The 12,589-nt window shown below is 60.0% G+C and carries 12 protein-coding genes and 1 pseudogene; 7 read left to right on the forward strand and 6 right to left on the reverse strand.

Annotated elements, in window-relative coordinates; genetic code table 11:
* The first annotated feature begins 70 nt into the window (after positions 1 to 70).
* Both hexR and FRT59_RS11230 read left to right on the forward strand, forming a co-directional pair.
* Positions 71 to 937 (forward strand): transcriptional regulator HexR, encoded by an 867-nt coding sequence (gene hexR / locus FRT59_RS11225; protein ID WP_003177007.1) that lies wholly within the window; start codon positions 71 to 73, stop codon positions 935 to 937.
* A 226-nt stretch (positions 938 to 1,163) separates the two neighbouring features.
* Complete coding sequence (locus tag FRT59_RS11230; RefSeq protein WP_153871237.1) at positions 1,164 to 1,361, forward strand: PA3496 family putative envelope integrity protein; 198 nt, start codon at positions 1,164 to 1,166, stop codon at positions 1,359 to 1,361.
* On the opposite strand, the gene FRT59_RS11235 is transcribed toward FRT59_RS11230, so the two are convergent.
* A complete protein-coding gene (locus tag FRT59_RS11235; RefSeq protein ID WP_153871238.1) occupies positions 1,291 to 2,265 on the reverse strand; it encodes a LysR family transcriptional regulator in 975 nt (324 codons plus the stop codon). The two genes, FRT59_RS11230 and FRT59_RS11235, sit on opposite strands and share 71 nt — an antisense overlap.
* Positions 2,266 to 2,460: 195 nt before the next feature.
* On the opposite strand from FRT59_RS11235, the gene FRT59_RS11240 reads away from it, so the two are divergent.
* Positions 2,461 to 3,876, forward strand: coding sequence for an acetyl-CoA carboxylase biotin carboxylase subunit (locus FRT59_RS11240; RefSeq protein ID WP_003195732.1), 1,416 nt, complete (start codon positions 2,461 to 2,463; stop codon positions 3,874 to 3,876).
* 11 nt (positions 3,877 to 3,887) lie between these two features.
* A complete protein-coding gene (gene oadA, locus FRT59_RS11245) occupies positions 3,888 to 5,696 on the forward strand; it encodes a sodium-extruding oxaloacetate decarboxylase subunit alpha (RefSeq protein ID WP_034116504.1) in 1,809 nt (602 codons plus the stop codon).
* An 83-nt stretch (positions 5,697 to 5,779) separates the two neighbouring features.
* Here oadA and FRT59_RS11250 read toward each other — a convergent pair whose 3' ends face one another.
* Entirely contained in the window at positions 5,780 to 7,063 is a 1,284-nt protein-coding gene (locus FRT59_RS11250) for an autotransporter outer membrane beta-barrel domain-containing protein (protein WP_153871239.1), read from the reverse strand.
* Positions 7,064 to 7,158: 95 nt separating this feature from the next.
* Positions 7,159 to 7,368 (reverse strand): annotated as a pseudogene (locus FRT59_RS11255) (hypothetical protein); the annotation flags it as partial.
* Between the two features lie 184 nt (positions 7,369 to 7,552).
* Here FRT59_RS11255 and FRT59_RS11260 point away from each other — a divergent pair.
* Both FRT59_RS11260 and FRT59_RS11265 read left to right on the forward strand, forming a co-directional pair.
* A complete protein-coding gene (locus FRT59_RS11260) occupies positions 7,553 to 8,878 on the forward strand; it encodes a type II toxin-antitoxin system HipA family toxin (RefSeq protein ID WP_153871240.1) in 1,326 nt (441 codons plus the stop codon).
* Entirely contained in the window at positions 8,875 to 9,147 is a 273-nt protein-coding gene (locus FRT59_RS11265) for a helix-turn-helix domain-containing protein (protein WP_153871241.1), read from the forward strand. The genes FRT59_RS11260 and FRT59_RS11265 overlap by 4 nt, the downstream gene beginning before the upstream one ends.
* A 50-nt stretch (positions 9,148 to 9,197) precedes the next feature.
* Here FRT59_RS11265 and FRT59_RS11270 read toward each other — a convergent pair whose 3' ends face one another.
* Genes FRT59_RS11270 through FRT59_RS11280 form a run of 3 tightly spaced genes read right to left on the reverse strand, consistent with a single transcriptional unit; the run spans position 9,198 to position 10,961 of the window.
* Positions 9,198 to 9,869, reverse strand: coding sequence for a GNAT family N-acetyltransferase (locus FRT59_RS11270; RefSeq protein ID WP_153871242.1), 672 nt, complete (start codon positions 9,867 to 9,869; stop codon positions 9,198 to 9,200).
* A gap of 10 nt (positions 9,870 to 9,879) precedes the next feature.
* Positions 9,880 to 10,326, reverse strand: a complete 447-nt coding sequence (locus FRT59_RS11275; RefSeq protein WP_153871243.1) for a GNAT family N-acetyltransferase — start codon at positions 10,324 to 10,326, stop codon at positions 9,880 to 9,882.
* Positions 10,323 to 10,961: an FMN-binding negative transcriptional regulator gene (locus FRT59_RS11280; RefSeq protein ID WP_153871244.1), complete on the reverse strand. Its 639-nt coding sequence runs from the start codon at positions 10,959 to 10,961 to the stop codon at positions 10,323 to 10,325. The genes FRT59_RS11275 and FRT59_RS11280 overlap by 4 nt, the downstream gene beginning before the upstream one ends.
* 87 nt (positions 10,962 to 11,048) lie before the next feature.
* Here FRT59_RS11280 and pdxR point away from each other — a divergent pair, with 87 nt between their 5' ends.
* Positions 11,049 to 12,587 (forward strand): MocR-like pyridoxine biosynthesis transcription factor PdxR, encoded by a 1,539-nt coding sequence (pdxR, locus tag FRT59_RS11285; RefSeq protein ID WP_153871245.1) that lies wholly within the window; start codon positions 11,049 to 11,051, stop codon positions 12,585 to 12,587.
* Positions 12,588 to 12,589: the final 2 nt, after the last annotated feature.

A 12,589-nucleotide genomic window follows, 5' to 3' on the forward strand; every position in this document is an offset into this window, starting at 1 on the left:
GACAATTCCTGTAGTATAACTACAAGCTTGCTACATCCCTGGCGCCTGCCAATAACAAGAGTCCTGCCCTTTGAACCTGTTGCAACATATCGCCCAGTCGCGCCACCTGTTACGCAAATCGGAACTCAAGGTTGCCGATCATGTGCTGCTTGACCCTGCGGCTGTGATGCACAGTTCCATGGCCGACCTGGCCCACAGCGTGGGCATCAGCGAGCCCACCATCGTGCGCTTCTGTCGCGCCATTGGCTGCTCCGGGTTCCAGGATTTGAAACTCAAGCTGGCGCAAAGCCTGGCGGCCGGTGCCAGCTTTGGTCAGTTTGCGATCCATGAAGACGACTCTGTCGCCGACTACAGCCTGAAAATCTTCGACACCACCTTGCACACCTTGATGGAAGTGCGCGAGAAGCTCGACCCGGTGGAGCTGCAAAAGGCTGTGACGGCCATGTCCCAGGCCCAGCGCGTCGAGTTCTATGGCTTTGGTGCCTCAGGTGCGGTGGCTGCCGATGCCCAACACAAATTCTTCCGCCTGCTGCTGACGGCCGCGGCCTACAGCGACCCGCACATGCAGGCGATGTCGGCGGTGACCTTGAAACCCACTGACGTGGCGATTTGTATATCCCAGTCCGGCCGCTCCAAAGACTTGCTGATCACCGCCAACCTGGTGCGTGAGAGCGGCGCCTCGCTGATCACCCTGTGCCCGAGCCAGACGCCGTTGGCGGAACTGTCCACAGTAAACCTGGCGATCGACGTGCATGAAGACACCGAAATCTATACGCCGCTGACCTCGCGTATTGCCCACCTGGTGGTGATCGATGTGCTGGCGATGGGTGTGGCCATGGCCCGTGGGCCGAGCCTGGTCAACCACCTCAAGAGCGTGAAGCGCAGTTTGCGCAGCCTGCGGTTGTCGCCCAAATCCGTCAAAGCCCTCGACGACTAAAAAACTGTACACAGCACCCAATGTGGGAGGGGCGGTGCGACGATTCGACTTGCTCCCGATAGCAGTAGGTCAGTCAATGAGTTTGTGACTGAAACTCCGCTATCGGGAGCAAGCCCCCTCCCACATTGGAATCTATTGTGTTTCCAGAATCTTCATCAGGCTGTCATCGCCCGGTCATCCCCCGCGCCCATCCTGTACTCCCCGTACTCGCATTGGGAGACTCCAAATGACCCGGCACTCCGAAGACAGCAACAGCACCGTCAAGACCCGTCGTCAGCAGGAAGACCAGCGCCGCATGGCGTTCCGTCGCGCCATCGAAGACCGTTGCCAGGAGCGCCAACTGCTCCAGAGCATCAGTGACTACCCGGAGCTCCATTGGCAGGCACCCGTGGCTGCCCAGCGAAGCGCTCAGCCAACGCGCTGATTTGCACACGTTCGCTGCGGATAAAGCCCAGGAATGCATGGGCCACTGGTGACAGGCGTTTAGCCTTGGCCTGCACCAGGCACCAACTGCGGTACAGCGGCAGTTCTTCCACCGGCAGCTCCTTGAGCCCGCCGGTGGCCAGTTCCAGGTTGACCGCGTGGCGCGTCAGCAAAGCCACGCCCAACCCTGCGCTCACACATTCACGCTGCGCCTCGGCCGAGGCCACTTCTACTGTCTGGGTGAAGTGCACGCGTTTTTCCTTGAAGTATTCCTCGCAGGCCAGCCGCGTCCCGGACCCCGGTTCGCGCAGCAGCAGCGTGTAAGGCTCCAGGTCTTGCAGGCGCAGCGGCCCTTGCAGGCTCAAAGGGTGGTCGAGGGGAGCCACGGCGACAATCGGATTATTAAGAAACGGCAGGAATTCCAGGCCCATGTCCTGGGGCACCATGGACATGATCACCAGGTCATCGCGGTTGTCCGAAAGCCGGCGAATGACTTGGGCGCGGTTGACCACGGTCAAATGCAATTGCACCTCCGGGTGCTGGCGCTTGAAGGCGGCAAACAGGTGCGGCACGAAGTACTTGGCGCTGGATTCCACCGCCAGTTTCAGTTGGCCCTGCAGCGAGCCCTGCATGTCCGAGAGCTGCATGTCGAGGTTTTCCAAGCGCCCGAAAATATCGCGGCTGGCCCGTTGCAGGGCCTCGGCGGCCTCGGTCATGTAGAGCTTTTTGCCGACATAATCGAACAGCGGCTGGCCGATCAGTTCTTCCAACTGGCGGATTTGCAGGCTGACCGCTGGTTGTGTGAGAGACATTTCTTCGGCTGCACGGCTGTAGGAGCGCAAATCGCAGACCTCATGGAAGATCTGCAATTGACGTAAAGTCAGTCTCATCAATGACTTACGCATGTTCTACATCCTCTCATCCCAGGCTATGCGGCCAACTATAAGTCTTTGCTTATACACAACCCAATAATTATTGATTTTTGTTAATTCTCCGGTGCGCATAGTGTGTGTCTCGCGACTGTCATGAAACATTTGGTCACGCGCCGACCCGGCTTCAGCGGGTCGAAGACGCAGCAATCGGCTCAAGGGAATTTCCAAGTGATAAAAAAGATCCTGATCGCCAACCGTGGTGAAATTGCCGTACGAATCGTGCGTGCCTGCGCCGAGATGGGCATTCGCTCGGTCGCGGTTTACTCGGACGCCGACCGCCACGCGTTGCACGTCAAACGTGCTGACGAAGCCCACAGCATTGGTGCTGAGCCGCTGGCCGGCTACCTCAACCCGCGCAAGCTGGTGAACCTGGCAGTGGAAACCGGTTGTGATGCGTTGCATCCCGGCTATGGCTTCCTGTCGGAAAACGCCGAACTGGCAGACATCTGCGCCGAACGTGGGATCAAGTTCATTGGCCCATCCGCTGAAGTGATTCGCCGCATGGGCGACAAGACCGAAGCGCGCCGCAGCATGATCAAGGCCGGTGTGCCGGTGACGCCGGGCACCGAGGGCAACGTTGCCGACATCCATGAAGCCCTCACCGAAGGCGACCGCATTGGTTACCCGGTGATGCTCAAGGCCACCTCCGGTGGTGGCGGTCGCGGCATCCGTCGTTGCAACAGTCGCGAAGAACTCGAACAAGCCTTCCCCCGTGTCATCTCCGAAGCCACCAAGGCCTTCGGTTCGGCGGAAGTGTTCCTGGAAAAATGCATCGTCAATCCCAAGCACATCGAGGCGCAGATCCTCGGTGACAGCTTTGGCAACGTGGTGCACCTGTTCGAGCGCGATTGCTCGATCCAGCGCCGCAACCAGAAGCTTATCGAGATTGCTCCTAGCCCCCAGCTGACCCCCGAACAGCGTGCCTACATCGGCGACCTGTCGGTGCGTGCGGCCAAGGCCGTGGGTTACGAGAACGCCGGCACCGTGGAGTTCCTGCTCGCCGAGGGCGAGGTGTACTTCATGGAGATGAACACCCGGGTGCAGGTGGAACACACCATCACCGAAGAAATCACTGGCATCGATATCGTCCGTGAGCAGATCCGCATCGCTTCGGGCCTGCCGCTGTCGGTCAAGCAGGAAGACATTCAGCACCGTGGTTTCGCGTTGCAGTTCCGTATCAACGCCGAAGACCCGAAGAACAACTTCCTGCCCAGTTTCGGCAAGATCACCCGTTACTACGCACCCGGCGGCCCCGGCGTGCGCACCGACACGGCGATCTACACCGGCTACACCATCCCGCCGTTCTACGACTCCATGTGCCTGAAACTGGTGGTATGGGCGTTGACCTGGGAAGAAGCCATGGACCGCGGCCTGCGTGCCCTGGATGACATGCGCCTGCAAGGCGTGAAGACCACCGCCGCCTACTACCAGGAAATCCTGCGCAACCCGGAATTCCGTAGCGGCCAGTTCAATACAAGCTTTGTGGAAAGCCACCCTGAGCTGACCAACTACTCGATCAAGCGCAAACCCGAAGAGCTGGCCCTGGCCATCGCCGCCGCCATCGCCGCCCACGCAGGCCTGTGAGGAACATTCCAATGACTAAAAAGATCTTCGTAACCGACACCATCCTGCGCGACGCCCACCAATCGTTGCTGGCCACCCGCATGCGTACCGACGACATGCTGCCGATCTGCGACAAACTCGACAAAGTCGGCTACTGGTCGCTGGAAGTCTGGGGCGGCGCGACCTTCGACGCCTGCGTACGCTTCCTCAAGGAAGACCCGTGGGAGCGCCTGCGCAAACTGCGCGCCGCGTTGCCCAACACCCGCCTGCAAATGCTGCTGCGTGGTCAGAACCTGTTGGGCTACCGCCACTACAGCGATGACGTGGTTAAAGCTTTTGTCGCCAAGGCTGCGGTGAATGGTATCGACGTGTTCCGCATCTTCGACGCCATGAACGACGTGCGTAACCTGCGCGTGGCCATCGAAGCGGTCAAAGCTGCCGGCAAACATGCCCAGGGCACCATCGCCTACACCACCAGCCCGGTGCACACCGTCGAGGCCTTTGTGGCTCAGGCCAAGCAGTTGGAGTCCATGGGCTGCGACTCGATCGCGATCAAGGACATGGCCGGCCTGCTGACGCCGTACGCCACAGGCGAACTGGTCAAGGCGCTGAAAGCCGAGCAGAACCTGCCGATCTTTATCCACTCCCACGACACCGCGGGTTTAGCCGCGATGTGCCAACTCAAGGCCATCGAAAACGGTGCCGACCATATCGACACCGCTATCTCCAGCTTCGCCTGGGGTACCAGCCACCCGGGTACCGAGTCGATGGTCGCCGCCCTTAAAGGCAGCGAGTTCGACACCGGCCTGAGCCTGGAGCTGCTGCAGGAAATCGGCCTGTACTTCTACGCCGTGCGCAAGAAGTACCACCAGTTCGAAAGCGAATTCACCGCCGTGGACACCCGCGTGCAAGTCAACCAAGTACCCGGCGGGATGATTTCCAACCTGGCCAACCAGTTGAAAGAGCAGGGCGCCCTTAACCGCATGGGCGAAGTGCTGGCCGAGATCCCACGTGTACGTGAAGACCTCGGCTTCCCGCCGCTGGTCACGCCGACCTCGCAGATCGTCGGCACCCAGGCGTTCTTCAACGTGCTGGCCGGCGAGCGCTACAAAACCATCACCAACGAAGTGAAGCTCTACCTGCAAGGCGGCTACGGCAAGGCGCCGGGCACGGTGAACGAGAAACTGCGTCGCCAGGCCATTGGCAGCGAAGAAGTGATCGACGTGCGCCCGGCTGATTTGCTCAAGCCGGAAATGACCAAGCTGCGCGGCGAAATCGGCGCGTTGGCGAAGTCCGAAGAAGACGTGCTGACCTACGCCATGTTCCCGGACATCGGGCGCAAATTCCTCGAAGAGCGCGACGCCGGCACCCTGGCGCCGGAAGTGCTGCTGCCGATCCCTGAAGCCGGTGGCGTGGCCCGTGCGGGTGGCGAAGGTGTGCCGACCGAATTCGTCATCGACGTGCACGGCGAAAGCTACCGCGTGGACATCACCGGTGTCGGCGTGAAGGCCGAAGGCAAGCGTCACTTCTACCTGTCCATCGACGGCATGCCGGAAGAAGTGGTGTTCGAGCCGCTCAACGAGTTTGTCAGCAGCGGCGGCAGCAAGCGCAAGCACGCCACTGAGCCGGGCCATGTCAGCACCGCGATGCCGGGCAACATCGTCGACGTGCTGGTCAAGGAAGGCGACGTGGTCAAGGCTGGCCAGGCCGTGCTGATTACCGAAGCCATGAAGATGGAAACCGAGGTACAGGCAGCGATTGCCGGCAAGGTGACCGCTGTTCATGTGGCCAAGGGCGACCGGGTCAACCCTGGCGAAATCCTGATTGAAATCGAAGGCTGATCACAGCCTTCGAGACTAACGTTTAATCCTCGGGGGGGCAGGTGCCCTCCTTTTTTTTGCCTGCCGTTGAGCGATTGGCAGGCTTAGAAGATCATTTTCCACTGCCCCATCAGGCCTTGGTTGCTGCTATCGGTACCGGCTTGGCTGGTATAGGTCAGGCCGATGCTGTGGTCTGCCGATAAGGCGAGGTCCAGGCCCGCTTGCAGGTCGAGGCTATTGCGATCCAGGGCAGTGCCCGTGATGGTGAAGCCGTCAATCAGGTCCGGCGCATGGCGCGAGGTTTGGCGCACCTGGCTGTCAACGTCGCCATAGCGGTGTTTCCAGCTCGTGCTGAGGTGGGGCGTGAGGCTCAAATTGTTATCAAACCGATACACCGTTGCCAGGCGCAGGCCGAGGGTACTGTTCAGGTTTTGCTGGGTCTGTGAGCCAACGTTCAACGCAGTCAGGCCACCACGCTCTTTGAAGCCTTCGCGTTGATAACGTTGGTAGCCGATGCCGGCGAAAGGCTCGACACTGAAATCGGCGCTGCCCAGTTGATAGCCCAGCTCGGAGAACAGGGTTTGGCTGTTGGCGTTGTAGTTGCCTTTGAGCTGCTCCTTGTAATTCAGGGCGGCGACATTGCGTTTGTTTTGCCCGGCATGGTTGCTGTAGACCGCCCCGAGGCGCAAGGCGAATGGGCCGTCCTGGCGCACCGCGTAGCCACCCAGGTGCCAGCTGTCGAGGTCGGCGGCAAAACGTGGGGCGTCGAAGCGGCTGGAGGTTTTTGCACCCATGACACCGATGCGCCAGGCGTGGTCGAGTGCCCAGTCAGCGCCCAAGAGCAAGCCTTGGGTACCATGTTTCAGCCCGGCGCTACCGCGCTGTGAGTTAAGGTTGCCGCCGTTGCCCAGGCCCTGTACCCAGAAGTGGCCGTCGTCATTAGCAGGCAGCGTGCGCAAGGTGGAGAGCAATTGGTTGCTCAGGTGCTGCGTGGTGTTCTGTGTCGCGCCAGCCAGGTTGGCGTTTTGGCTACCGGCCAATTGTTCAAGGACTGCGCCGATACCACCGGGCTGTTTGCTCAGTTCCTCAAAGTCTTTTTGCAGGTCTTTGAGTTCTTCCGCGTCCCAAAAGCCGGAGCTCACAAGGTCCATCAATGCCGGCTCCAGGACTTTGGCAACCTGCAGGCCGTTGTGCGAGGTGGCCTGTTGGGTGATGTGTGCCGGGTAGGGCGGTGGGAGGAGCGGGCCCCCGTCTGTGGGGATGGCCGCGTCATAGAATTGATTCAAACTGGGCTTGTATTCGATATCGCCTCGCGCTTGCGCAGGTTGAAAACTGGCGACAACCGCAAGGCTGATGGCAACTGCGATTCTTTGGCGTGCAAAAGACATGAATTCCCAACCTCTGATGTATGAGGCCGGGAATTTAGCGAGCTGGCGTGGCGATAACTGTCAGGTTATCGACTCCTGGTTTGCGGGAGTTGTCTCTAGTACGGCGCGATTAAAAAACTCATCTGCCATTGGCCGGTCAGTGCATGATTGCGGCTGTTGCTGCCCAGTTCACCGGTGTAGCCCAGGCCCAGGCGATGCCGGGCTGACTGGCCCACCTCCAGGCCCGCTTCCGGCAGCAGGCTGTCGCGATCCAGGGCGCTGCCCTCCACGTTGAAGGCCGTGCCGCCGGCCAGGAAAGCCTGGCGTGGAACGTGTCGAGGAGATGACGGGGAGCTTGATTTGCAATTTAATGCGTAAATTCTTCAAATTTCGTTTTTAATCTGCATTAAAGTGCATTTTTCGCGCGTGCACACAGAACCTATCTGCACTATATTGCAATCAGAGAGCGATTTTTTAATTTGTGAATGCATTAAATTGCAGGTAAACGCCATGGTCAGCCTGACTCTACAAATCTATACCAAGGGAAAGTGGCAGGACGCCATGCTCCTGACTTTTGATACGCCGCAACAGGGGTTCAAAAGCCGGTGCAGCTTTGGTTATGACCAGCGCTACCTGGTGAGCCACCTCGATGAGTTGGCGACTCCCTTCGCTACGTCCGTGAGCACCGGATTCCCCCTGCAATGGGAAGGCGGTAGGTCCCAGCATGCGCCCGCCTTCGTGCATGACATCGCACCGGCGGGTGCCGCTAAACGTTTTCTGATGGCGCGTATTGGCCGGGAAAAACCAGATGACATCAGCGCAGAGCTTTTTCTGCTGATGCGCAGCACGCCCGCTCCCATCGGCCATATGCGGATCAAAGAATCGATTGAGGCCTTGGACAATCAGCCTGCCATAGGATTTGAGCGTGATGAAGTCATCCAGCGGGATAACCGTTTTCTCGAATATGCCTATGAACAAGGCGCGGCTATCGGAGGAGCCACAGGCGCGGGCGGCGAGGCGCCGAAGCTGCTGCTGACGGAAAACCACGGCGGTTTGTTGTTCCCGGATGCAGTTCTGGATGACGAACAGGTCAAGCAGCATTGGTTCGTGAAGTTTGCGCGCAACAAAGGCACGCAGATGGATCAGGATATTCTTCGTAGCGAATACCACTATTACAAAGCTTTGCAGACCTTGGGAATTGATACCGTGCCTTCGTCAGGATTGTCACTGGAGGAAGCAGGCAAGCCCAGTTTGTGGATGCAACGCTTTGATCGAGGTGTCACTGAGCATGGGGTCGAGCGCTATGCCGTGGAGTCGATTTACTCATTGGCGGGTGTCACTGAACCTGGCAGTGCCATGGCGCATCGCGAGGTTGTGGAGCTGCTGGTCGGGTTGTGGCGGGAGGCGGGCCAGTCCAGTGAAGTACCGGCCTTGGTTGCTGAGTACCTCAAACGCGATCTGCTGAACAAAATCCTCGGTAACTCGGACAACCATGGTCGCAATACCTCGATCATTCGTGAAGCGAACGCCTTGCGCCTTGCCCCTATTTACGATTTGGCGCCGATGGTGATGGACGACGAGGGCATCACGCGCACGACCAAATGGCCCAGGGCGCTTGAGCGGGCGGGCGACGTGAACTGGAAGGGTGTGTGTGATGTGTTGGGCGACCTTGTCGACAGCCGGAAGTTGTTCGAAGACCTGAGGGTAGCGGCGCAACAGTTTTCAGCCTTGCCAGAAATCCTCAATGCCAGCGGCCTGCCGGCTGTGACGATGAATCATCCGGGCATTGCCTTGAAAAATTTGCCGCAGCGCCTGAAAGAGTGGGGACTGAAATGAGCCTGACCGTTGAGGAACGAACCCGGCTGATAGAAAGCATCCAGGATGCCTTGGCGGATGGCACGCTGGAAATCGCCGCAGCGGTACGCCGCCTGCGCACCGAAGTCACCGGCCTGCATCAGAGTCAATTCGCCAAGATGTGCAAAATCTCCGTGCGTACGTTGGTGCATATTGAGCATGGCGAAGGGAATCAGACGCTGAAGTCGTTGAATGCGGTATTCAGGCCGTTTGGTTTGAAGATGGGCGTGGTGAGGGTCCGCAGAAGCTAAGACATGCCTGGACTTGTGGTGAGAGGGCAAGCCACTCACCACAACAATCATCAGGCCCGGCACTCGGCCAACGTTTTCACCTGCCCATCACCGCTCTGATTCCCTTCCGACAACCATTCTTCAAAGCCCGCGCCCACCTTCGGCCATTCCGAATCGATGATCGAATACCACGCGGTATCCCGGTTCTTGCCCTTGACCACCGTATGCTGGCGGAACACCCCTTCAAAGCTGAAGCCCAAGCGCTCGGCCGCGTACTTGGAGCGGGCGTTGGCGTTGTTGCATTTCCATTCCAGGCGGCGGTAGCCCTGCTCGAACGCATGCTTGGCCAGCAGGTACACCGCCTCAGTGCTTTTGGGCGAGCGCTGCATTGGTGCGCCGAAGGTGACGTGGCCGATTTCGATGCGGCCTTGTTCGGGGACGATCGACATCAGGCTGAGAATGCCTTGGACCTGGCCGGTCGCGCGGTCGATCACGCTGAAAAAATACGGGTCGTTATGGGCCGCGTGATTGTTCAGCCAGGCATCAAACGTGCTGCGTTCAGGGAAGGGGCCATAGGGCAAATAGTCCCACAGCTTGGGATCGGCACCAGGGCCTTGCAGGGCGTTGAACAGGTCATCGCCGTGGCGCGCAGGGTCAAGTTTTTCCAGGCGGATAAACCGCCCTTCAAGCCGTTGCACCGTGGGCGCAGGGACGCCTTTCCAGTTGGCGAGGGAAGTGGGCATGCTGCGCTCCTTAAAGACCTTTGCGAAATTGGATGAAGCCAGGGCGTTCGGCGATGCGTTCGTAGAGTTGGATCGCGGTGGCATTGGTTTCGTGGGTTAGCCAGTGAACCTTGCAGCAACCGTCAGCCTTGGCGGTGGCGTAGACGAATTCGATCAGTTTGCGGCCCACACCGGTGCCGCGTTGATTCGGGTCTACCAGCAAATCCTGCAGGTAGCACGCGTTCTCGATGCTCCAGTTGGAGCGGTGGTAGATGAAGTTGACCATGCCCACCGCCTTGCCGTCCTTCCAGGCCAGGGCCGAGTGGGTTGGCTCGCTGGTATCGATCAAGCGCTGCCAGGTGCTCTGGCTGACGGCGTCCGGCAGTTCGGTGTTGTAGAACGTCAAATACGCCTGCCACAGCGGCAGCCAGGCGGCCTGGTCGGCGGCGGTGACCGGGCGGATGTCGATCGGGCTCATTCTGAAACTCCTTGGGGAATAAAGCGGGCGAGGGTCTGGTCGCGCACATCCACGCTGGCGGCCAGGCCTTCGCGCACGCCGTTAATGTCGGCCTCGCTGCGGTTCTGGCTGAGTTTGCGCTTGCCGACCAGTCGCTCGATCGGCAGGGCAAAGCCGACGATAGCCTTGAGCATGCCGTCAATGTAGTCGGCCGGGGCGTCGCTGACTTTCCACGGCTGGGTGCGCTGGCCTTCATGGCGGTCGGTCAACGCCGTGACCACGGCCAGCAAGCGTTCGGCGTCGGTAAACACTTCGGGCTCGCCGTAGGCATGCACGGCGATGTAGTTCCAGGTGGGTACCACTTTGCCGTGTTCGGCCTTGGCCGGATAAAACGCCGGGCTGACGTAGGCGTCGGCACCGGCAAAGATCACCAGGGCCTGGCTGCCATTTTGCAGATCACGCCACTGCGGGTTGGCCTTGGCCAAGTGCCCGTAGAGGGTGCCATGGGCGCCTTCATCGGGGTTGAGCAACAGCGGCAGGTGACTGGCTTGCAGGCCTTGCTCACCAAAGGTCACGAGTTGCGCCAGGCGGGTGTGCTGGATCAATTGCTGGATTTCGGGCAAATCATCGAGGGCAAAGGCGCGGGGTGTGTACATGAAAGTTTTCCTTGGCGAATGCCTGCATCCTAGGCAGGCTAATGGTTCGTTGTAAGAGCCATCTAGCGCCAATTTCATAGGTCCAATATGCCGCCTGTTTCGCCGCCGTTGTCATTCAACCCTGCCGGGATCGAGCTGGATCGCCGCCAGGGCCTGACTCGGCAGCTGTATGAAGCTTTGCGCCAGCGCGTACTGGACGGGCGGCTGGTCAGTGGCACACGGTTGCCCGCCACGCGCGATCTGGCCGCGGCGTTGTCGATTTCGCGCAACAGCGTGGTACGGGCCTACGACCAATTGTATGCGGAGGGCTTCATCGAAAGCCGTGTCGGTGATGGCACTTACGTAGCTCAATTGCCTACCTCTGAAAAACTATCCACAAAAGTATCCACAGGCTTATTAACAGGCTTATCCCCAGCCTTATCCACAAAACGGGTGAATTCATCGGAAGACCTGGACCCTGAAGTTATCCACATTGCGGGTTTGGCGCGGATTAAAAACAACTTTCTCCCTAGCCCGCCAGCAGGGCCACCGCGGGCATTTCGCGTGGGTGTGCCGGCATTCGATCTGTTTCCGTTCGAGGTGTGGGCCAAGCTGAACGGGGCGTTCTGGCGCAAGCCGGACCTTGAGCAGCTGTGTTATGGCGACCCGGCGGGTGACGGCCGCCTGCGCGGGTTGATTGCGGCTTACCTGCGCAGCTCCCGGGGCATGCAATGCAGCGCTGAACAAATAGTGATCACCAGTGGCGCACAGCAGGCAATTAGCCTTTGTGCACAGTTGCTGGTGGAGCCGGGGGACGGCGTTGCAGTAGAAAACCCTGGCTATCGTGCGGCAGGCCATGCGTTCGCCCTGGCCGGTGGGCGACTGCATGGCGTGCCGGTGGACAGCGAGGGCATCGACTGCCAGGTGCTCAATACGTTGGGTGATTGCCGCGTGGCGTATGTCACACCCTCGCACCAGTACCCTTTGGGTGTGGTGATGAGCCTGGCGCGCCGCCTGGAACTACTGGCATGGGCCGAGCGCAAGAACGGTTGGATTATCGAGGACGACTACGACGGTGAATATCGCTACAGCGGCGCGCCTCTGGCGCCGTTGGCGGCCTTGGACCGCAGCGCACGCGTGCTGTATGTCGGCACCTTCGGCAAGGTGGCGTTCCCGGCCTTGCGCCTGGGCTATCTGGTACTGCCCCCAGGCTTGGTGGGCGCCTTTACCCGGCGCCGCGCCGTGGATATGCGCCATTCCGAGGTCAGTACCCAGTCAGTGATGGCGGAGTTTATGGCGGCCGGGCATTTCCAGCGGCATATCCGGCGCATGCGGCGTGCCGCGCTGAGTCGCCGCAATGCCTTGCTGGCCGGTTGGCCCAGTGGGTTGCCAGGTGTCGGCGAACTGCCCAGCGTTGCGGCGGGGCTGCACTTGACGGTGCGTGTGGACAGCCTGGCGCGCGAGCAGCAATTGCTGGCCCAAGCCGTCGCTGGCGGCGTAGAAGTGAACGGCTTGAGCAGTTATTGGCTACCCAGCTCTGCGACGCCCGCCGACCAACGCGCCGGCCTGGTGCTGGGCTTCGCCGCCGTGCCGGAGGCGGCGATCAGCGACGCGCTGGCACGGCTGCGGGCGGCATGGCAGGGTTGAGG

It is taken from the genome of Pseudomonas haemolytica (assembly GCF_009659625.1).
Classification (GTDB): domain Bacteria; phylum Pseudomonadota; class Gammaproteobacteria; order Pseudomonadales; family Pseudomonadaceae; genus Aquipseudomonas; species Aquipseudomonas haemolytica.

What these genes read in the sequence shown, in the direction of transcription:
- FRT59_RS11230 (WP_153871237.1), top strand. Translation starts at nt 1,164, where the DNA reads ATGACCCGGCACTCCGAAGACAGCAACAGCACCGTCAAGACCCGTCGT.
- FRT59_RS11235 (WP_153871238.1), bottom strand. Translation starts at nt 2,265, where the DNA reads ATGCGTAAGTCATTGATGAGACTGACTTTACGTCAATTGCAGATCTTC.
- oadA (WP_034116504.1), top strand. Translation starts at nt 3,888, where the DNA reads ATGACTAAAAAGATCTTCGTAACCGACACCATCCTGCGCGACGCCCAC.
- FRT59_RS11250 (WP_153871239.1), bottom strand. Translation starts at nt 7,063, where the DNA reads ATGTCTTTTGCACGCCAAAGAATCGCAGTTGCCATCAGCCTTGCGGTT.
- FRT59_RS11260 (WP_153871240.1), top strand. Translation starts at nt 7,553, where the DNA reads ATGGTCAGCCTGACTCTACAAATCTATACCAAGGGAAAGTGGCAGGAC.
- FRT59_RS11265 (WP_153871241.1), top strand. Translation starts at nt 8,875, where the DNA reads ATGAGCCTGACCGTTGAGGAACGAACCCGGCTGATAGAAAGCATCCAG.
- FRT59_RS11270 (WP_153871242.1), bottom strand. Translation starts at nt 9,869, where the DNA reads ATGCCCACTTCCCTCGCCAACTGGAAAGGCGTCCCTGCGCCCACGGTG.
- FRT59_RS11275 (WP_153871243.1), bottom strand. Translation starts at nt 10,326, where the DNA reads ATGAGCCCGATCGACATCCGCCCGGTCACCGCCGCCGACCAGGCCGCC.
- FRT59_RS11280 (WP_153871244.1), bottom strand. Translation starts at nt 10,961, where the DNA reads ATGTACACACCCCGCGCCTTTGCCCTCGATGATTTGCCCGAAATCCAG.
- pdxR (WP_153871245.1), top strand. Translation starts at nt 11,049, where the DNA reads ATGCCGCCTGTTTCGCCGCCGTTGTCATTCAACCCTGCCGGGATCGAG.